An 18,919-nucleotide genomic window follows, 5' to 3' on the forward strand; every position below is an offset into this window, starting at 1 on the left:
GACCGATATGACCGCGCCCAAAACCTATACCGGGGTTGCCATTGCCCTGCACTGGATCCTCGCCGTCCTTCTGGTCGGCATGGTGTTCTATGCTTGGCATATGGAAGACTTGCGCGAGGCGCTGTTTGCCGGCGGCGATGTGTCGATTGCCGAGGTACAGTTCGCCTATAATGCCCACAAGACGACCGGCCTCCTGATCCTCGTCCTGTCGCTCGGCCGCCTCGCCTGGCGGCTGACCCATCCGGTTCCGGCCCTGCCCGACGGCATGGCGGGCTGGGAGCGATTTGCCGCCACAGCAACCCATTGGGCCTTCTATGCCATCATGATCGGCATGCCGCTGGGCGGGCTGATCGCTGCCTCGGCCGCCGAACCGCCCACCCTTCTCTTCAACAATCCTGATCTCGTCCTGCCGAAACTGCCCGTCCCGCAGACCGAAGGCTTCCAGGACCTGTCCGGCAGCGTGCACGGTGCCGGCGGCTGGGCCATTCTCGGCCTGCTCGGCCTGCATGTCGCGGCAGCCCTTAAGCACCAGTTCATCAACAAGGATGGATTGATCGGCCGCATGATCCCCGTCCTGAAAGGATAATCTTGATGTTGCGTACCTCCCTGCTCGCCCTCGCCGGCCTGGCGCTGATGGCGCCGACGGCCCTCGCCCAGGACTGGACCGTCGACCATGACGCCTCCTCGGTCGCCTTCGAGACCACGGTCTCGGGCGGCGCCGTCACCGGCGCGTTTGACACATGGACCGCCGCGATCACGCTCGACCCGGCCGATCTGGAAAACGCACGGATCGAGGCCAGCGTGACCACGGCCAGCGGTTCGACCGGCAATCGCCAGATGGATGACAGCATGCTCTCGAATGCCGGTCTCAACCCGACCGATTTCGAGACGGCGCGTTTTGTCTCCGACGACATCCGGGCCACCGACACCGGTTATGAAGCGCACGGCATCCTGACCATTCGTGGCAGCGACCAGCCGCTGGTCATGCCCTTCACCCTGGACATCACCGATGGCCGCGCCGTGGCTGACAGCCATTTCGTCATCGCCCGGACCGATTTCGGCATTGGCGGGTCGAGCTGGGGATCGGCAGCGGCGGAAATCGCCATGGTCCTGCACATCGAGGCCGATGCGGCGAACTGACTTGCGGCTTGTGCTTGCATGACAGGGGGCTTGGGGGCTAGCTCATCGCCATGAGCGCCCCTGTGAAACCCGCCCCGATCAAACCGGCAAGCGATCCCGCCGTGATCGAAGAGGCCGCCGCCATTCTCAAGGCTGGCGGTCTCGTCGCCATGCCGACCGAGACGGTTTACGGCCTCGCCGCCGATGCCGGCAATGCTGACGCTGTCGCCCGGCTCTATGCGGCCAAGGGGCGGCCGCGCTTCAACCCGCTGATCGCCCATGTCGCGGGCCCCAACATGGCCTGGCGCTTGGCTGGCTGGCCCGACCTGGCGGATCAACTCGCGGAAACCTTCTGGCCCGGGCCGCTGACCCTGGTCCTGCCGAAACGCCCGGACGCACCGATTGCCGACATCGCCAATGCCGGCCTCGACTCCATCGCCCTGCGGGCGCCGCGCCATGCCGCCGCCCAAGCCCTGATCCGCGCTTTTGACGGGCCACTGGTTGCGCCGAGCGCCAACCCGTCCGGCGGTATCAGCCCGACCACGGCTCAGCACGTCGCGGACGGTCTGGGTGAGCGGATTGATCTCATCCTCGATGGCGGCGCCTGTCCGGTCGGCCTGGAATCGACCGTCATCGCCCTGCTGGGCGGTACACCAACCCTGTTGCGCCCCGGCGGTCTCGCCCGCCGCCAGATCGAGGCCATCACCGGACGGCTTGCCGAGCCGGGCTCGAGCGACACCCTGCTGGCACCGGGCATGATGAAAAGCCACTACGCCCCCAATGCCGCCATGCGTCTCAATGCCAGCGCGGCCCAAGCGGGGGAGGTTTTCCTGGGCTTTGGTCCGATCGACGGCGATCTCAACCTGTCACCCGGCGGTGATCTCGCCGAGGCCGCGACCGGGCTGTTTGCGGCCCTGCGCGCACTCGACGCACGCGGCGCGGCCAGAATAGCGGTTGCACCCATCCCCGATGAGGGTTTGGGTGAAGCCATCAATGACCGGCTGCAGCGCGCCGCCGCGCCCAAAGACGACCTGATCTGACCACAAGCCCCGTACCGGACCCGTTATGACCGACACGCTCTCAACCGCCAGCCCCGCCAGCACCACATTGCCGGCCGCCCTGCTCGCCCAGCTCAAACAAGTGCTCGGGCCCAAGGGCTGGTCGCAGGATGAGCACGAGTTGGCGCCCCATGTTGCGGACTGGCGCGGTCGCTATCAGGGTTCAACCCCGATCCTGCTCAAGCCGGCCAATACCGAAGAAGTGGCTGCCTGTGTGCGCCTGTGTCACGAGGCCGGTGTCGGCATCACCCCGCAAGGCGGCAATACCTCGCTGTGCGGCGCCGCAACGCCCCAGGGCGAGGTCCTCATCACGATGAAGCGGATGACCGCGATCCGTGAAGTCGATGTCGACAATGACTCAATGACCGTCGAGGCCGGCTGCGTGCTGGAAAACCTGCAGACCCTCGCTGCCGACAATAACCGCCTCTTCCCACTGTCGCTGGGATCACAAGGCTCGGCGATGATTGGCGGGCTGATCTCGACCAATGCCGGCGGCGTGCATGTGCTGCGCTATGGCATGACCCGCGAACTGGTCCTGGGCCTCGAGGCCGTCTTGCCCGACGGAACGATCTGGTCCGGGCTGACTGGCCTTCGAAAAGACAATACCGGTTATGATCTCAAACAATTGCTGATCGGCGCCGAAGGCACGCTGGGCATCATCACAGCCGCCACGCTGAAACTCTTCCCGCGCCCGTCCCGCATGGAAGTCGCGTTCTGCGGCCTCGCCAGCGCCGAGGATGCCGTCAAATTCCTCGGCCTCGCCAAACAGGTCTCCGGCGGCGCCGTCACCGCCTTCGAACTGATGCCGCGCATGGCGCTGGAGATGGTGTTGGAGCATGTGCCCGGGACCCGCGATCCACTGACTGGCGAGCATGCCTGGTATGTGGTGTGTGAGATGAGCTTCGGTCGCGCCGACGGGGCACGCGAGACGCTCGAGGACGCGCTGGGCCAGGGCTTTGAAGCCGGACTGGTCGCCGATGCGGCCATCGCCGAGAATGACAGCCAGATCCATGATTTCTGGCGCCTGCGCGAAACCATTGCCGAGGCCGAACGGGCCCATGGCAAGGCGGTCAAGCATGATGTCTCGATCCCGGTTTCGAAAATGCCGGCCTTCATGGCCAAGGCCACGGCCGCCGTGGAAGCCGAATTTCCCGGCGCCCTCGTCATCGCCTTTGGCCATGTCGGCGATGGCAATGTCCATTTCAATGTCGCCGCCCGGGAAACCGGCGCCGATGACGCCTTCATCGCCCAGGCCGCCCCGCTTTCGCGCCTGGTCTACGACCTCGTCGACAGCTTCGGCGGCTCGATCTCGGCCGAGCACGGTATCGGCATATTAAAACGCGCCGAACTGGCCAGCCGCAAACCGGTTGATGTCGCTGTGATGCGCGCCATCAAGACGGCGCTGGACCCGAAGGGGATCATGAATCCGCGGGTCTTGCTGTAGCGCATGTTCGGGCTGGCCCCACCGGTATCGGTCAAGCGGCCATTTGTTCGGCGACGTCCGCGGCGCCATCGCGCAGGACGGTCCATAAATCGCTTGTCAGTCAGCAGGCCGTATCCGCTTCTTCAGCTCAAGGGTGAAACCGCGCAGCGGCCGCTCTACGGCCCTTGACCTGAAGAAGCGGATACGGCGGTCTCTCGGCAAGCGGTCTATGGCGGGGTTCGCGCCGGAGGCGCGGGGCGTAAGGGGGACGAATGGTGCCCGTCCCGCGTTTTCTGCGCACGAATTCTGGCTGTTCCGATTATTCGTCAGCCCCGACCCGCCAGCCGCGTCAGATAATCCCGTCCGAAATCCACTTTCAGCGCAGCCCAGAGCGGCAGGTGGTCGGACATCTGGTGGGTGCGCCAATAGGTCTTGTAATAGAGCGATTTATTGCCTCTCGGCTTGCCTGACGATGTGGTGTCATAGGCGGCGCCCATGTCGGGGATATAGGTCGCCTCATCGGCCTCGCGATAAACATGGTCGTAGAAGTTGAAGGCGCCCGAAGCGAGGATCTGATCCTTGCGCAGGTTCGGCGTCATGAAGGCCATCTGGTCGAAAAAGCGCTTCTCCTTGCCGACATTGGTGACCTGCTGCAGGCCTTCCGGAATGACGAAGCCGGCATCGGTGAGCGCCGTGAAGGTCACATCGCCCGGGTCGAAAATGTTGAAATCACCAAGCAGGATCATGTTCCGCGCCCAGGCATGATCTTCCCTGGCGCGGGCCGCCATGAAATCGGCAATGGCCCGGATTTCGGCCTCGCGCTTGGGGTCTTCGGCCTTGCTCTGGCCGTAGACGATATGGACCGTCGACAGCATGAATTTGAACCAGCCGGTCTCGAAACCGACCAGATAGGGTGTCCGCGCCAATTGCTTGGACGGCGTGTAGACCAGCTTGCGATTGGCATCACGCGTCTCGATCGGCGGTATCACGACCTCGCTGGCCAGCCCGCCAAAACGCACCTTGCGGCTGTCATAGAGGAAGGCCATGCGCTCCTTGTTGCCCTCCGAGCCGCCAGTGACATCGGTGACCAGATATTTCCACCAGCGCCCGAGCAGGCGGCGCAATTTTTCCAGCGGTTCGGTGTCGCGCCGCACTTCCTGGATCGCCACCAGGTCGAAGCGCGAGATGATCTCGGCGATATAGTGATAGGGTTCGATGCCGCGCAGCCCATAGGCCGGGCTGTCGAATTCGCGGATATTCCAGGTCGCGAGCAGGAGCGTGTCGTCAATCGACTTTGCCGGGATCTGCTCGGTCAGGGCGTCGCCCAACGTCAGCAGATTTGCGGCAATTCGGCGCTGGAGCGGGTCAGACTTGTCGAGATCATAAAAGAAGGACATGCCGCGCTCCCCTGTTCAGCAGGTGCAGGATACAACCAAAACGGGCGGCCGGCCACTGGCAACGCGCCCGCACGGGCCCTATCTTTACCGGCAAGGAGATTGCCCATGCTGATTCTGCTCTCGCCCGCCAAGAACATGAATTTCGACGCCATCGATCGCGATCTGCCAACGACCACGCCGGACCTGATCGGTGAGACCCGGATCCTGTCGAAGACGACGCGTCAGCTGACGGCTCCCAAGATCAAGGCGATGATGAAGATCAATGATGATCTCGCCCGCCTCAATCGCGAGCGTTTCCAAGCCTTCGACGCCGACCAGCCCGGTGTGAAACAGGCCGCCTTCGCCTTCAATGGCGAGGTCTATCGCGGCCTCGAGGCGCACACGCTCTCCGCCGATGATCTCGACTGGGCCCAAGATCATCTGCGCATCCTGTCGGGCATGTATGGCGCCCTGAAACCGCTCGACGCCATTCACCCCTATCGCCTGGAGATGGGCCGCAAGCTGCACACAAGACGCGGCGAGAGCCTGTATGATTTCTGGGGCGACAAGATCGCAAAAGAGCTCAACAGCCTGCAGGCCGAGGCCGCCGAACCGATCATCCTCAACCTGGCCTCGAACGAGTATTTCAAGGCCGTCGACAGGAAGGCGCTGAAGGGCCGCGTCATCACCGCAACCTTCAAGGAAGAAAAAGACGGCCAGCTGCGCGCCCTCATGGTCTTCGCCAAAAAGGCCCGCGGCATGATGGCCCGCTGGGCCATCGAAAACCGCATCACCGACCCGGCCGACCTGGTGAAGTTCGACCTCGGCGGCTACCGGCTTGAAGCGGAGGGCTCGAGCGAGGGCGATCTGCTGTTCACCCGGCCGCAGCCGGCGGCGGCGGGGAAGAAGGCGGCTTAATCTCCTCACCGTCATCCCACGGTGATCGCGCAGCGATCATCCGGGGGACCTCGGCTGGCCGACGGGGCTTGCGCTCACCCGCTTCCCCGTTTCATCCGGCGCCTTCAGCGCTGAGGTCCCCCGGATCGCGGCAGAGCCGCGACCGTGGGATGACGGTGAATTGAGTGCATGCGAATATCATGCGATTATAAATTGCATGGAAGACCGGGAAGGCACGATTGCCGTCTACATGATGGCCAGCCGGTATGATGGGCCGCTCTATACCGGTGTGACGGCCAACCTCCTCTGGCGGGTCCGGCAGCACAAGGATGGCACCGCGTCCGGCTTCACCCGCAAATACAAATGCACCAGCCTGGTCTGGTGGGAACCGCACGGCGCGATCGTCGAGGCCATCCACCGCGAGAAGCGGATCAAGAAATGGCCGCGGCAATGGAAGATCAATCTCATCGAGGACCGCAATCCGCACTGGCGTGACCTCTGGGACGAGCTCTGGGCCGTGCCGCCCAACCCGGATTTGAAACTCTGATCTTTTTTAACCGTCATCCCACGGTGAGCGCGCAGCGATCATCCGGGGGACCTCGACTGGCCGACGGGGCTTGCGCGCGCCCGCTTCCCCGTTTCACCCGGCGACCCCAGCACTGAGGCCCCCCGGATCGCGGCGCGCCGCGACCGTGGGGTGACGGTGGATGGAGAGGGCTTTCACATCGTGGGGAAGAAAAGTGCAGCCCCCTTGACCTCCCTGCCGCCATCCCGTCTCTTGCGCTCCGCGCAAACTTGAAGGGTGGTTCATGTCTTCCATTCGTACGGATCTGAGCGGCCAGGTCGCCATCATTACCGGCTCGACGAGCGGGATTGGCGCGGCGATGGCCGAGGCACTGGCTCAGAATGGCTGTCACATCATTCTCAACGGGCTGGGCGATACGGCTGAGATCGAGACCCTGCGGGCGAAGATCGCGGCGGATCACGGGGTCGAGGTGCGCTACCATCCGGCCAACATGCTCAAGCCGGACGAGATTGCCGACATGGTCGCCTCGGCCGAGCGGGAGTTCGGGCGGCTGGACATATTGCTGTCCAATGCCGGCATCCAGCATGTCTCGCCGGTCGAGGACTTCCCGGCCGAGAAATGGGACGCCATCATCGCCATCAACCTGACCTCGGTCTTCCATGCAGCGAAAGCCGCAATCCCGATCATGAAGCGTCAGGGCAAGGGGCGCATCGTCAATCTCGCCTCGGCCCACGGCCTGGTCGCCTCACCGTTCAAGTCGGCCTATGTCGCGGCCAAGCATGGCGTGATGGGTTTCACCAAGACATTGGGCCTGGAACTCGCCGAGGACGGCATCACCTGCAATGCGATCTGCCCCGGCTATGTGAAAACACCGCTGGTGGAAAACCAGATCGCCGACACGGCAAAGGCGCGCGGGATAACCGAGGATGAAGTCGTGCGCGATGTCATGCTGGCAGCCCAGCCGACCAAGAAATTTGTCACCTATGAGCAGCTGGCCGGTGCTTTGCTCTATCTTGTCTCCGATGCCGGGGCCAATATGAATGGTTCCTGGATCAGCGTAGACGGCGGATGGACAGCCAAGTGAACGACAACGAAGCCATTCTCAAGATCGACTATAACGAGATACCGGTCACCGACATGGAAGCCGCCAAGGCCTTCTATGCCGGCGCCTTCGGCTGGAGCTTCATTGATTTCGGCCCGGCCTATGCCGCGTTCGAGAATGCCGGACTGGATGGCGGGTTGCGGCTTGAGGACAAGACCTTTGCCACCGGCTGCCTGATCATCCTGAAAGCCAAGGACATCCTCGCCGCCGAAGTGCGGGTCGAAGAGGCCGGCGGCAAGATCATCAATCGCGAGGACTTTCCGGGCGGGCGGCGTTTCCATTTCACCGATCCGAGCGGCAATGAGCTCGCGATCTGGTCGCCCAATGGCAAGTATGACCCGCAGGCCGCCAATGATCCGGACGAATGAGTTCGCCCTCTGACGGGACTGCAGCGTCTGACACCGCCACGCGGCGCCAGCCCGTGCCGGGGGCCGGCATGGTGGTATTCCGCGGCGATGAGGTTTTGCTGATCAAGCGCGGCAAGCCGCCCTATGAGGGGCAATGGTCGCTGCCCGGCGGCAAGATCGAATATGGCGAGACCGCTGCCGAAGCGGCTCTGCGCGAACTGGCCGAGGAGACCGGCACCACGGCGCGCATTGTCGGCCTGATCGATGTGATCGACAGTATCGGCCTGCGCGAGACCGGCCAGCCGGGCGATTGGCACTATCTGCTGGTCGACTTTGCCGGCGTCTGGACCGGCGGCGAACCGGTGCCGGCGGATGATGTCACCGAGGCCGCCTTCCTGCCCTATGACGAAGCGATCGCGCGCACCCAATGGGACCGCACCCGCGATGTGATCGGCCGGGCCCGCAAGATCGTCGCCGCCTTGAGCGCGCCACAATCCGTGCCATGATGCGCGCCATGCGCGCGCTCCTTGCCCTCCCTGTCCTGCTGGCCCTTGTGGCGACCCCGGCCCTGGCCCAGAAACCGCGCAGTTTTACCCGTCCGGAACCGGTCGCCGAGCCCCGTGAAGCCGGCCAACCGGCCCGCGATGACGCCATCGCGCCGGAGATCCGCGAAGAGCTCGACCTGGAACGCACCCTGCCCTATCTCGCCTACACGCTTGGCGAACTCCACTATCTGGCCTTCGCCTGTTCCGGCCCCGACGACCAGCAATGGCGCGAGCAGATGGTTGAACTCCTGGCTATGGAAGCGGCCGATGACCGGCGCTGGCGCGACCGGTTGATCGAGGGTTTCAATGACGGCTACCGCGCCCAGCAACGCTATCGTACCCGCTGCGGTCTCGAAGCCGACGCCGAACGCCGCGCCCTTGCCCATCGCGGCCGGGATTTATCGGAAATGATGCGCTCGGCCTATTTTGATTGAGCGCGATTGAACCGGCGCCAGCGGGACTTGCCGCGCACCAGTCCCGTTCCCATTGTCATGAACTCGCGGTAAGGATGACTGCGGGATGCGTGAGGGGACAAGATGTCGGATCGCCGGTCACAACTGGAATCACTGAGTATTGATCGCGACGAGGGCGCGAGCTCAGGCGGCGTGTCGATTGCCACCACGCTGATCATCGCCCTCATCTTTGCCGCCGTGTCGGCCGGTGCGACCTGGTATCTGACCCGCAGCGCCACGCCGGCACCACAGCCGGTCGCGGCCGTCGAGCCGCCCACGCCCGCCTCCGAAACGCCATCACAAGCCGCCGCGACGCCGGCCCGGCCCGCACCGCGCAGCTCGGGCCTGGTGGCCACCGGTTATGTCGTCGCCCGGCGGCAAGCCACTGTGTCGGCCGAGATTTCCGGCCGCATCGCCGAATTGCTGGTCGAAGAAGGAGCCCGGGTCGAGGAAGGCCAGGTCCTGGCCCGTCTGGACGATACCCGCGCCCGCATCCAGCTCGACCTCCTGATGGCCCAGCGCGACGCCGCGGCGACGCGCCCGCGCTCGCTGCTCGCCCAACTCAACGAGGCCCAGACCGTGCTGGAACGGGCCAATACGCTGGCCGCCCGCGATATCGGCTCCCAGGCCGCTGTCACCGCGGCCCGTGCCCAGGTCGACAGCTTGACCGCCCAAATCAATGCCGCGCGCGCCGATTACCAGGCCGTCGCCGCCCAGGTGCGGGCCCAGGAAGACCTGATCGACCGCCATATCGTGCGCGCACCCTTTACCGGCATCGTCATCGCCAAGAATGCCCAGGTCGGCGAGATCCTGTCCCCGGCCTCGGCCGGCGGCGGTTTCACCCGGACCGGTGTCGCCACCCTGGTCGACATGGAGTCGCTGGAGATCGAGGTCGATGTGAATGAGGGCCAGATCGGCCGCGTCACGCCCGGTCAACGCGTCGAGGCCCGGCTGGATGCCTATCCGGACTGGCGCATCCCCGCCCATGTCGAGGCCATCATCCCGACCGCCGACCGCGCCCGCGCCACCATCACCGTCCGCGTTGCCTTCGATGAACGCGATGGCCGCATCCTGCCGGACATGGCATCGCGCGTTATCTTCATCGAGTAGAAGTACTTTTATTTACAAAGCAACCAGTTTGCTGCACGCTTGCCCGATACCGCCGACGCCCGAAAAGAGCGCGACGGCCAGCCGAACGAGGAAATGCCGATGACGTCGCTCTACAGCCTCACCGACCTGTCCAAGGGCTATACCCGCGGCAAGGAGTCGATCACGATTTTCGAGGAACTCACCATGACCATCCCGGAGGGGGATTTCATGGCGATCATGGGTCCGTCCGGTTCCGGCAAGACAACCCTGCTCAACCTGCTCGGCGGCATCGACCGTCCGACATCGGGATCGGTGGAATGCCAGGGCGTCCGCGTCGACAAGCTGTCGGAAGGCAAGCTGGCCAAATGGCGCTCCCAGAATGTCGGCTTCATCTTCCAGTTCTACAATCTCATGCCGACGCTGACCGCGGCCCAGAATGTCGAACTCCCCCTGCTGCTAACCGGCCTGTCCGGCAAGCAGCGCAAGGAGCGTGTCGCCACGGCGCTGGACATTGTCGGCCTGGCCGACCGCAAGGGTCACCGGCCGCGCCAGCTCTCCGGCGGGCAGCAGCAGCGCGTCGCCATCGCCCGCGCCATCGTCGCCGATCCGAAAGTCCTGCTGTGCGACGAACCGACCGGTGATCTCGATCGCAAGTCGGCCGATGAAATCCTGGAGACGCTACAGCTCCTCAACAAGGATCTCGGCAAGGCCATCGTCATGGTCACGCACGACCCCTCGGCCGCCAAATACGCCCGCCGCGAACTGCATCTCGACAAGGGCCGCTTCGTCGAACAGGCGCAGGAGCCGGCCCAATGAATGATCTCACGCTGATCCGGAAGAATCTCTTCCGCAAGAAGCTGAGGGCGATCCTGCTCACCCTGTCGATCCTGATCGCTTTTCTGATCTTCGGGGTTCTCGGGGCCTTCCACACAGTGTGGACGTCGGGCGGAGCGCTTGCGGCTGACAACCGGCTGATCACGGTCAACCGGATCAATTTCACCGTCTCGATGCCCTTCGCCTATTGGACGCGCGTCTCGGCGCTCGAAGGCGTCGAGAATGTGGCCCATGCCAGCTGGTTCGGCGGCTATTTCCAGGAGCAAACGCAACAGGTCCAGACCTTCGCCGTCGACCCGGCGACCTATCTTGCAGCCTATCCGGAGCTGACCATGCCCGCCGAGCAGCGCCAGGCCTTCCTGGACACGCGCGATTGCCTGCTGGTCGGTACCGATCTGGCGGGTCAGTATGGCTGGTCGGTCGGCGACACCATCCCGCTCCTGTCCAACATCTGGCAGAAGACCGACGGCACTTCGAGCTGGACCTTCAACATCTGCGCCATTTTCGACGCGGAAGACGACAAGGTGCCGGCCAATTACGCCGTGTTCCACTACGACTATTACAACGAGGCGCTGGCCTTCAACTCCGACCAGGTCGGCTGGTTGATCATCAACACGACAGACCCGTCCTTTAACGACCAGGTGTCCCGCGCGGTCGATGAGTTGTTCGCCAATTCGCCTTCCGAAACCGAAACAACAACCGAGGCCGCCTTCAACGAGGCCTTCGCCAACCAGTTTGGCAATATCGCCTTGATCCTGTTGTTCGTGGTCGGCTCGGCCTTCACCACCATCCTGATCATTGTCGGCTTCACCATGGTGACCGCAATCAATGAGCGGACCGGCGAGATCGCCGTGATGAAAACACTCGGCTTCCCGGCCCCGCGCATCTTCCGCATGGTGCTGGCAGAATCCGTCATGCTCAGCTTGGTCGGTGGCCTGCTCGGCCTCGGCTTGGCCAATCTGATGATTTCCGGTGTCGCCGACGCCGCGGCGGCCTTCCTGCCCGGCCTCGCCCTGTCGGCACAAGTGTTCTGGGTCGGCGTCGGACTGGCGATCCTGCTGGGCCTGCTCACCGGGATTGTCCCCGCCATCAATGCACAGCGGGTGAAAATCATCACCGCGCTCGGCAAGCAATAGGAGCGCGTCATGTTGAACCAAATCGGCGCTGTCACCCTGCTGAACCTGCGCTCCATCCCCCAGCGTGCCGGACTGTCCCTGGCGACCATCATCTCGATCGCGCTGGTAACCGGCGTGCTGCTGGGCTTCCTCGCCATGTCGAACGGTTTCCGGGCAACCCTGCAGGGCACCGGGTCCGAGAGCGTGGCTGTCATGTTACGGGCCGGGTCACAGGCCGAACTCAATTCCGGCCTCTCCTCGGACCAGGTCCGCCTGATCGAGGAGGCCCCTGGCATCGCGCGTGATGCCGACGGGACCGCACTGGTGTCCGGCGAACTCTTTGTCATTGCCGACGGCATCAAGCGCTCCTCCCAAACCGAAGCCAACCTGCCCCTGCGCGGCGTTGGTGAACAAGCCCTGCGCCTGCGCGAAGGCTTTGAACTCGTTGAAGGTCGCATGTTCGAGACGGGCACCAATGAATTGGTGGTCGGCGAGGCGGTGTTGCGCGAGTTTTCCGGCTTCGAACTCGGCGAGACCATCCGCCTCGGCCCCAATGAATGGGTCGTGGTCGGCATCTTCTCCACTGGCGGTTCGGTGTTCGACAGCGAAATCTGGGCCGACATCGCGGTCATCCAGAATCTCTACAATCGCGGCACCGGCGTGCAATCCATCCGGGCCCGGCTGACCTCACCGGAGGCCATTGAAGAGCTGCGCGCTTATGAGGAAAACGAGCCACGCCTGAATCTCGACATCCAGAGCGAAACCGATTTCTTCTCCGGCCAAGCGGGCGGAACGGCCGTGCTGATCGAATTCATCGGTTGGCCGCTGGCCATCGTGATGGCGATCGGCGCCCTCGCCGGGGCGTGGAACACCATGTATTCCTCGGTCGATACCCGCATGCGCGAGATCGCCACCCTGCGCGCCATCGGCTTTTCCGGCTTTGCCGCTGCCGTCGGCACCATGGTCGAGTCCCTCGTTCTGGCCGCGATCGGTGGCCTGGTCGGCGCCGGCGCCGTCTATCTCCTGTTCAACGGGATATCCGCGTCGACACTGGGATCAGGCTTCACCCAGGTGGTGTTTTCCTTCGCCGTGACCGGCGGCTCGGTGATCGCCGGCATGGTGATGGCCATCATTATCGGCTTCCTCGGCGGCCTCGTCCCGGCCATCCGCTCGGCCTATGTGCCGCTGCTGACGGTTCACAGGAGCGAATAGGCATTTCGGGGGCAGCCAGGCGCCAGCCCTGCCTGCTCCCGACTTGTCCAGCCACCGGACCATTCGACGGTCTGGAAAACCGACTCCCTCTAAAGTAGCATGCCGACGGGTGGCGCTTTCGGGGGAGTCTCGTGCGGGCGGTCTATGGCTATTATTTCTTGCCGCTGCTGGTATCCACAGCCATTTTCGCCGCAGCGATCTGGCGGCCGGTGACGGTTTTCCAAACGGGCGCCCAATTGCCCGTCACCGTCGGATTGCTGGCGCTCACCACAATTATCGGCGGAATGCTTGAAATGCGCCGCTTGTCACCGTTGCGAACCCTGTCCGCGCTCGTGATCCACGGGACGGTCATAATTTTCGTGTTCGCCCGCTTCTACCAAATGAGTGGCTTTGCCCAGACCGAAGCCGGTCAATTCCCAAGCTATCACGAGGCCATCTACTTTTCCGTGGTGACCTGGACCACGCTGGGATACGGAGATCTGGCTCCATCCGCAGAGGCGCGCGCATTGGCTGCCTCTCAAGCCCTGCTTGGCTATATTTTCCTTGGATTACTCGTGGGCACCGCGGGCGAGCTGCTCAAGCAGACGCGACAAGCGCAAGAACAAGCGAAATGATCGCTCCAATGCTCGCAGCCCATGAAACCGCCCCACCGGGATGGTTCGCAACCCAACGGAAGCCTCGTTCGACGCGCTCAGTCATCTCATGGCTCTCCCTGTTTTGCTGCAAACCGACCTGCACCTAGATAATACACGGAATCCGGCCAAGCAAGTTGACAAGGGTTTGTTGATTTCAGGGCGCGTGACCGCCGACACCTCACCCGTACCAGTCATCCTCCGCCGCGCGGAGCTTTTCCTCGTCCTTGTGGGGCGGCAGGATTTCCATTTTCACATGGCGGCGGCGATTGGTGGAGATCACGAAAAAGCGCTTGTCGGGATAGTCCAGCTTGGCCTCGAGCATGGCCGAGGTGATCAGGTCGACATTTTTCAAATCATCATCGGACATGCCGAAGGAGTGCGGCAGATCGCGGCCATATTGCTCCAGCCCCTGCTCGACACACTGGCGAATGGCACGGCGCTTGAGGCCGGCAGTCGTCAGGTGCGGGCCGAGTTCGTCACGGATCACCGGATTGGAACAGGGATAAATGGCCAGATAGTTCGGCTCTTCCGGCAGGTGGCCGGCATCGACGATCAGTTTCAGCGCCGCCTTGATGATCTCGCGCGAGTGCTGGCGCGCGGTAACAATGGCCACCGGACGACGCTTGAGCACAGCGTATTTGAAAATCTCCCAGGACGGACCACGCCAATTGGCGCTGTCCATGGCCCGTTTGACGTCGCGCAACAGGTATTCCTCGCCATTGCGATCCTTGCCGTCGGCAAACTCGCGATAGGCGCGGGCCGGCGGATCGGCCCAGTCTTCCCACAGGCCCGGCACGCCGAGATAGGCCTTGATATCCTCATACTCGTGCTGCCGCATGGCCCGCTCCTCACCCGTCATCGTATTGAGCAGGTGAATGCGCGTCGGCAGGTGGAGGATGTTTTCGTCGATATCGAAGAAATAGAAGCTCTGGCGTTCCAAAAGGCAGTCCTTGCTTGACGTCAGCGGTCCCGAAGGGCCGCCGGATGCCCGCCCGCATACAGAGCCTGGCCAATCAACTCAATAGGCGGCGTAGGATTTCTCTTCGACGATATTGGACCCCAAAAGGAGGTTGATCTCCTTCTTGAGCGTCGCGCGCTTGTCATTGGTGACATAGACGGCGCGGGCGAGGCGGATGAATTCCGGTCCGAAATCGCCAGCCCGCTCGCAATCACGGATATCGTCCTCGATCACCCAGAGCTCTTCATTGACCGCCTGCAGCGCCGCGTCGAGACGGGACAGCTCATCGCTGGCTGGCACGTCCCTGGCCAGGGTCTCGTTGAGAATGGCCAGCTCGGTGCGGACATTTTTCAACTTGGCTTCGTCGTCGATGCGTTCGGACTTGATGCGCAGGATGGTGATCTTGTCGATCAGCTCGCCCGGGGCGATGGCGGTGAGGATGGTGGTAGTCATGACACAAGCCTTCTCGCGAGGTGCGTGATTTGGATTCTGGCGCGATTGTCGTGAGTTGGCGGCAAAGAATCCAGCGCTTCATCATCGCCGCACCCAGTTGATGCTCAGCGTTCGGGCGGCGTCCAGTCACTTTCATCGGGCTTGCGCCGTCCCAGACGCAACGCCAGGCCAAGCGCCACGCCGACCCCGATGGCGACGGTCAGGTCGACAAAGACAGTCAGCACCAGGGTGATGAAAAGCAGGGCGCGATCACCGACCGGAGCTCGCCAATATTCCGGCCAGCGATGCGGTTCACTCATATTCCAGGCCGTGACCATCAACAGGGCGGCCAGGGCCGGCATGGCCAGATAGCCAGCAGCCGGCGCGGCGAACAGGATAATCGCCAGCAGTGCCAGTGCATGCACCAGGCCGGCGACGGGCGTCTTGCCACCGGCGCGGACATTGGTCGCGGTGCGGGCAATGGCGCCGGTGGCCGGCAATCCGCCGAACAGGGCCGAGCCGATATTGGCAATACCTTGGGCGGTGAGTTCGGCATTGGGCCGGTGCTTGCCGTCAATCATCCGGTCCGCGACCATCGCCGAAAGCAGGGATTCCACCCCGGCCAGGAAGGCAATGATGATCGCCGAGGGCAGAAGCGCCACAAGCCGCGACCAGGAGATGTCCGGCAGGGCCGGCATCGGCAGGCCGGACGGCAAGGCGCCAAAACGCGACTGGATCGTGTCGACCGGCAGGTTCATGAAGACGACCAGGCCCGATGCCACGGCCAATCCGACGATCAGGCCGGGAAAGCGCGGCGCCTGCCGGCGCAGCACCAATATGCAGACCAGCGCCACCACCGCCACGGCGAGTGCGGACAGGTTGAGCGTGTCGGCCGCGCCCGCCAGCATCGGCACGGTCTCGATGAAATCGGCCGGCAGGTGATCGAGACGGAGCCCGAAAAAGTCCTTGATCTGGCTGGTCGCGATGATGATGGCGATGCCGATGGTGAAGCCATTGACCACGGCCTCCGGGATGTGGGCGATCAGCCGACCGGCCCGGAAATAGCCGGCCACAAGCAGGATGAAGCCGGCCATCAGGGTGGCCAGAACGAGGCCGTCATAGCCGTGATCGGCAATGATTCCGAACACCACTACGATGAAGGCCCCGGTCGGCCCGCCGATCTGCACCCGGCTGCCACCAAAGGCGGAGATCAGGAAACCGGCGACCACAGCGGTCACCAGGCCGGTGGACGGGTCAGCGCCCGAAGCGATCGCGATGGCAAGGCTGAGCGGCAGCGCGACCATCGCCACGGTCAACCCGGCAAGCAGGTCGGCCGTGAACTGACCGAGATCATAGGTCCGGATCGTCGTCAGGAGCTTGGGCAGGCGCATGCAGCCCTGTTAGCACCGCCACCGCCTCATCGCCACTGCGCCACAGCGCCACAGCGCCGCAAGCGTCCGGCTCTAGTCGTGCGGCAGGGCTTCCATGAAGCGCACTGGTTCGCCGCCGCCGGAGACGACCAGCTCGCCGTCGCGCATGACCGAGCGGCCGCGAATGATCGTGCCAACCGGCCAGCCGGTCACCGACATGCCGTCAAACGGCGTCCAGCCGGATTTCGACGCCGACCAGGCATCGGTGATGGTCTCGGTCCGCTTCATGTCGACCAGGGTGAAATCGGCATCCCAACCGACTGCCATGCGGCCCTTGCCGGCAATGCCGAAAATGCGCTGGGCGCCGGCCGAGGTCAGATCGACAAAGCGTTCAATGGTCAAACGGCCGGCGTTCACATGGTCGAGCATGATCGGCACAAGGGTCTGCACGCCGGGCATGCCGGACGGGCTTTGCGGATAGGGCTTGGCCTTTTCTTCCAGCGTGTGCGGCGCGTGGTCGGACCCGATCACATCGACAATGCCCCGCTGGATACCGCGCCACAGGCCGGCCCGGTGACGGGCATCGCGCATCGGCGGGTTCATCTGCGCCCGGCCCTTGATGCGCTCATAAATCTCCGGGCCTTCCAGCGTCAGATGTTGCGGCGTCGCCTCGACCGAGGCGATGTCGCGGTGATCGGCGAGGAAGTCCATCTCTTCGGCCGTGGAGATGTGCAGCACATGGATGCGCTTGCCGGTCTTGCGGGCCAGGCGCACCAGGCGCTTGGTCGACATGATGGCGGCTTCGGCGTCACGCACATGCGGGTGGCTGGTCCAATCGCCCTCGACCGCCAGCCCACGGCGATCCGCGAGGCGGTATTCGTCTTCGGAATGGAAGGCCGCACGGCGCTTGATCGCGCGCAGGACCCGTTCCACACCCTCATCATCGGCGACCAGCAGCGAGCCGGTCGAAGCGCCCATGAAGACTTTCACACCGCAACAGCCCAGCATGCGCTCCATCTCGGGCAATATGTCGGCATTCTCATTGGTCGCACCGGCATAGAAGGCATGGTCGCAATGCATGCGGTTTTTCGCCCGGGCCAGCTTGTCGGTCAGCATGTCCGGCACGGTGGTGGTGGGATTGGTGTTCGGCATTTCGAACACGGCGGTGACCCCGCCCATCACGGCGCAGAGCGAGCCCGATTGCAGGTCTTCCTTCCACTCCATGCCCGGCTCGCGGAAATGGACCTGACTGTCGATCACGCCCGGCAAGACCATCAGGCCGGAACAATCGACCACTTCGCCCGCCGACGCTTGCGACAGGTCACCGATCGCTGCGGTCTTGCCCGCAATGATGCCGATATCGGCATGGCCGCGCCCGTCATGATTGACGATTTCGCCGCCCTTGAGAATCACGTCGAAGGTCTGGGTCATGGCTCAGCTCGTCCTCTCAAAAAGCGCCTTGGCGGCATCATACACGCTATCCACGCTGAGGTCCGCCAGCAGGCTCGTCGATGCCTTGCGGCGGTCGTCATGGGCGCTGTCGATCTCCTCGAATGTCACCGGTCCGCGCACCGCATCGGTATGTGTGCCCCAGGGCGCATAGCAGCGGTCATCCGACGGTCCGAACAGGCCCAGCGTCGGCGTGCCGACGGCGGCGGCCATATGCATCAGCCCGCTATCATTGCCGACATAGAGACGGCAGCGTTCCAGACAGGCGGCGGTTTCCGGCAGGCCGAGGCCCAGCAGATCGACGAACTCGATCTCCGGCAGGGCGTCATAGATCGGCTGGGCATACATCTCGTCACCCGGCCCGCCGAGCATCACGACATGGGCGTGCGGCATGACCCCGTCCGGTGCGGTGAAGCGGAGGATGAATTCGGCAAACTTCTCCGCCGGCCAAACCTTGAAAATCCACGAGGCCGACGGGCAGATCGCGAGGTATGGCCCCTCGCCTGGCACGCGCGCGGCAGCTTCGGCGCGTACGCCGTCAGACAGGTGCAGTTTCGGGTCCGGTGCCGGTGCGAGCCGCAGCACGCTGGCCGCCTCCTCGACCTTGGGCACCGGCACGGCGCTTTGTTTGAGAATGCGACGTTCCTTGGCGCGCAGGAACCAGGCCGTTCCCGAACAGCGCAGATCGACCACGAGGTCCCATTTCACATCAACGGTTTCGCGCCAGAGATTCCACCAATGCAGCCCCGCCTTCTTCTTGCGCATCACGATGATGCGCTCGAGGCGCGGGGTTTCGGTGAAAAGCGAGGCGGCGAGCGGACCACAGGCAATCGTGAAGCGCGCCTCGGGACGCGTCCGCACGAGATGGTCAAGGACCCCGGAATTGATGATCGCATCACCGATACGGGTCGATGTGATGAAAAGAACGCGTTGCATGGGCACCGCAGATAGCGCGCCGCGAAGGGCTTGGCCAGAGACGG

At 63.8% G+C, this 18,919-nt stretch carries 21 protein-coding genes; 15 read left to right on the forward strand and 6 right to left on the reverse strand.

What is annotated here, in order from left to right; translation table 11 throughout:
* The first annotated feature begins 7 nt into the window (after positions 1-7).
* The 4 genes from AWH62_RS14005 to AWH62_RS14020 are packed head-to-tail and all read left to right on the forward strand — an operon-like array spanning position 8 to position 3,621.
* Entirely contained in the window at positions 8-586 is a 579-nt protein-coding gene (locus tag AWH62_RS14005) for a cytochrome b (protein ID WP_075191108.1), read from the forward strand.
* Between the two features lie 5 nt (positions 587-591).
* Complete coding sequence (locus tag AWH62_RS14010) at positions 592-1,140, forward strand: YceI family protein (RefSeq protein WP_075191109.1); 549 nt, start codon at positions 592-594, stop codon at positions 1,138-1,140.
* Between the two features lie 50 nt (positions 1,141-1,190).
* Complete coding sequence (locus AWH62_RS14015) at positions 1,191-2,159, forward strand: L-threonylcarbamoyladenylate synthase (protein WP_075191110.1); 969 nt, start codon at positions 1,191-1,193, stop codon at positions 2,157-2,159.
* A gap of 25 nt (positions 2,160-2,184) precedes the next feature.
* Entirely contained in the window at positions 2,185-3,621 is a 1,437-nt protein-coding gene (locus AWH62_RS14020) for an FAD-binding oxidoreductase (protein WP_075191111.1), read from the forward strand.
* Positions 3,622-3,926: 305 nt separating this feature from the next.
* Here AWH62_RS14020 and AWH62_RS14025 read toward each other — a convergent pair whose 3' ends face one another.
* A complete protein-coding gene (locus tag AWH62_RS14025; RefSeq protein WP_075191112.1) occupies positions 3,927-4,997 on the reverse strand; it encodes an endonuclease/exonuclease/phosphatase family protein in 1,071 nt (356 codons plus the stop codon).
* Positions 4,998-5,102: 105 nt separating this feature from the next.
* Here AWH62_RS14025 and yaaA point away from each other — a divergent pair, with 105 nt between their 5' ends.
* From yaaA to AWH62_RS14080, 11 genes are all read left to right on the forward strand, one after another.
* The gene (gene yaaA, locus AWH62_RS14030; RefSeq protein ID WP_075191113.1) at positions 5,103-5,894 is read left to right on the forward strand and encodes a peroxide stress protein YaaA; all 792 of its coding nucleotides are present in this window, start codon (positions 5,103-5,105) and stop codon (positions 5,892-5,894) included.
* A gap of 196 nt (positions 5,895-6,090) precedes the next feature.
* Positions 6,091-6,420 carry a GIY-YIG nuclease family protein gene (locus AWH62_RS14035; protein WP_075191114.1) on the forward strand — a complete coding sequence of 110 codons (330 nt, stop codon included), beginning with the start codon at positions 6,091-6,093 and terminating at the stop codon, positions 6,418-6,420.
* A gap of 262 nt (positions 6,421-6,682) precedes the next feature.
* Positions 6,683-7,483, forward strand: a complete 801-nt coding sequence (locus tag AWH62_RS14040) for a 3-hydroxybutyrate dehydrogenase (protein WP_075191115.1) — start codon at positions 6,683-6,685, stop codon at positions 7,481-7,483.
* On the forward strand, positions 7,480-7,869 hold the full coding sequence (locus tag AWH62_RS14045) for a VOC family protein (RefSeq protein WP_233128333.1): 390 nt from the start codon (positions 7,480-7,482) through the stop codon (positions 7,867-7,869). Before AWH62_RS14040 ends, AWH62_RS14045 begins: the two co-directional genes overlap by 4 nt.
* Positions 7,866-8,354, forward strand: a complete 489-nt coding sequence (locus AWH62_RS14050) for an NUDIX hydrolase (RefSeq protein ID WP_075191117.1) — start codon at positions 7,866-7,868, stop codon at positions 8,352-8,354. Before AWH62_RS14045 ends, AWH62_RS14050 begins: the two co-directional genes overlap by 4 nt.
* Before the next feature lie 8 nt (positions 8,355-8,362).
* On the forward strand, positions 8,363-8,827 hold the full coding sequence (locus tag AWH62_RS14055) for a TIGR02301 family protein (protein ID WP_158025635.1): 465 nt from the start codon (positions 8,363-8,365) through the stop codon (positions 8,825-8,827).
* A 102-nt stretch (positions 8,828-8,929) separates the two neighbouring features.
* Complete coding sequence (locus tag AWH62_RS14060; protein ID WP_075191119.1) at positions 8,930-9,955, forward strand: efflux RND transporter periplasmic adaptor subunit; 1,026 nt, start codon at positions 8,930-8,932, stop codon at positions 9,953-9,955.
* Positions 9,956-10,054: 99 nt separating this feature from the next.
* A complete protein-coding gene (locus AWH62_RS14065) occupies positions 10,055-10,750 on the forward strand; it encodes an ABC transporter ATP-binding protein (protein ID WP_083635220.1) in 696 nt (231 codons plus the stop codon).
* Positions 10,747-11,904, forward strand: a complete 1,158-nt coding sequence (locus AWH62_RS14070; RefSeq protein ID WP_075191120.1) for an ABC transporter permease — start codon at positions 10,747-10,749, stop codon at positions 11,902-11,904. The genes AWH62_RS14065 and AWH62_RS14070 overlap by 4 nt, the downstream gene beginning before the upstream one ends.
* A 9-nt stretch (positions 11,905-11,913) precedes the next feature.
* Positions 11,914-13,095, forward strand: a complete 1,182-nt coding sequence (locus AWH62_RS14075) for an ABC transporter permease (RefSeq protein ID WP_075191121.1) — start codon at positions 11,914-11,916, stop codon at positions 13,093-13,095.
* Between the two features lie 131 nt (positions 13,096-13,226).
* Positions 13,227-13,709: a potassium channel family protein gene (locus tag AWH62_RS14080; protein WP_075191122.1), complete on the forward strand. Its 483-nt coding sequence runs from the start codon at positions 13,227-13,229 to the stop codon at positions 13,707-13,709.
* Between the two features lie 199 nt (positions 13,710-13,908).
* Here the strand turns inward: AWH62_RS14080 and AWH62_RS14085 are convergent, their stop codons facing one another.
* The 5 genes from AWH62_RS14085 to AWH62_RS14105 all read right to left on the reverse strand — a co-directional run bounded on the left by AWH62_RS14085 (position 13,909) and on the right by AWH62_RS14105 (position 18,875).
* Positions 13,909-14,670: a hypothetical protein gene (locus tag AWH62_RS14085; protein WP_075191123.1), complete on the reverse strand. Its 762-nt coding sequence runs from the start codon at positions 14,668-14,670 to the stop codon at positions 13,909-13,911.
* Positions 14,671-14,748: 78 nt separating this feature from the next.
* Complete coding sequence (locus tag AWH62_RS14090; RefSeq protein WP_075191124.1) at positions 14,749-15,141, reverse strand: DUF6165 family protein; 393 nt, start codon at positions 15,139-15,141, stop codon at positions 14,749-14,751.
* Positions 15,142-15,245: 104 nt separating this feature from the next.
* Positions 15,246-16,511: a SulP family inorganic anion transporter gene (locus tag AWH62_RS14095; protein ID WP_075191125.1), complete on the reverse strand. Its 1,266-nt coding sequence runs from the start codon at positions 16,509-16,511 to the stop codon at positions 15,246-15,248.
* A gap of 72 nt (positions 16,512-16,583) precedes the next feature.
* Complete coding sequence (locus AWH62_RS14100; protein ID WP_075191126.1) at positions 16,584-17,921, reverse strand: dihydroorotase; 1,338 nt, start codon at positions 17,919-17,921, stop codon at positions 16,584-16,586.
* A gap of 3 nt (positions 17,922-17,924) precedes the next feature.
* A complete protein-coding gene (locus AWH62_RS14105) occupies positions 17,925-18,875 on the reverse strand; it encodes a glycosyltransferase family 9 protein (protein WP_075191127.1) in 951 nt (316 codons plus the stop codon).
* Positions 18,876-18,919 lie beyond the last annotated feature (44 nt).

This window comes from Maricaulis sp. W15, from assembly GCF_001924955.1.
In the GTDB taxonomy this organism is placed as follows: domain Bacteria; phylum Pseudomonadota; class Alphaproteobacteria; order Caulobacterales; family Maricaulaceae; genus Maricaulis; species Maricaulis maris.

Coding starts and splice junctions, on each gene's coding strand:
- AWH62_RS14005 (WP_075191108.1), top strand. CDS start 8: ATGACCGCGCCCAAAACCTATACCGGGGTTGCCATTGCCCTGCACTGG.
- AWH62_RS14010 (WP_075191109.1), top strand. CDS start 592: ATGTTGCGTACCTCCCTGCTCGCCCTCGCCGGCCTGGCGCTGATGGCG.
- AWH62_RS14015 (WP_075191110.1), top strand. CDS start 1,191: ATGAGCGCCCCTGTGAAACCCGCCCCGATCAAACCGGCAAGCGATCCC.
- AWH62_RS14020 (WP_075191111.1), top strand. CDS start 2,185: ATGACCGACACGCTCTCAACCGCCAGCCCCGCCAGCACCACATTGCCG.
- AWH62_RS14025 (WP_075191112.1), bottom strand. CDS start 4,997: ATGTCCTTCTTTTATGATCTCGACAAGTCTGACCCGCTCCAGCGCCGA.
- yaaA (WP_075191113.1), top strand. CDS start 5,103: ATGCTGATTCTGCTCTCGCCCGCCAAGAACATGAATTTCGACGCCATC.
- AWH62_RS14035 (WP_075191114.1), top strand. CDS start 6,091: ATGGAAGACCGGGAAGGCACGATTGCCGTCTACATGATGGCCAGCCGG.
- AWH62_RS14040 (WP_075191115.1), top strand. CDS start 6,683: ATGTCTTCCATTCGTACGGATCTGAGCGGCCAGGTCGCCATCATTACC.
- AWH62_RS14050 (WP_075191117.1), top strand. CDS start 7,866: ATGAGTTCGCCCTCTGACGGGACTGCAGCGTCTGACACCGCCACGCGG.
- AWH62_RS14055 (WP_158025635.1), top strand. CDS start 8,363: ATGCGCGCGCTCCTTGCCCTCCCTGTCCTGCTGGCCCTTGTGGCGACC.
- AWH62_RS14060 (WP_075191119.1), top strand. CDS start 8,930: ATGTCGGATCGCCGGTCACAACTGGAATCACTGAGTATTGATCGCGAC.
- AWH62_RS14065 (WP_083635220.1), top strand. CDS start 10,055: ATGACGTCGCTCTACAGCCTCACCGACCTGTCCAAGGGCTATACCCGC.
- AWH62_RS14070 (WP_075191120.1), top strand. CDS start 10,747: ATGAATGATCTCACGCTGATCCGGAAGAATCTCTTCCGCAAGAAGCTG.
- AWH62_RS14075 (WP_075191121.1), top strand. CDS start 11,914: ATGTTGAACCAAATCGGCGCTGTCACCCTGCTGAACCTGCGCTCCATC.
- AWH62_RS14090 (WP_075191124.1), bottom strand. CDS start 15,141: ATGACTACCACCATCCTCACCGCCATCGCCCCGGGCGAGCTGATCGAC.
- AWH62_RS14095 (WP_075191125.1), bottom strand. CDS start 16,511: ATGCGCCTGCCCAAGCTCCTGACGACGATCCGGACCTATGATCTCGGT.
- AWH62_RS14100 (WP_075191126.1), bottom strand. CDS start 17,921: ATGACCCAGACCTTCGACGTGATTCTCAAGGGCGGCGAAATCGTCAAT.
- AWH62_RS14105 (WP_075191127.1), bottom strand. CDS start 18,875: ATGCAACGCGTTCTTTTCATCACATCGACCCGTATCGGTGATGCGATC.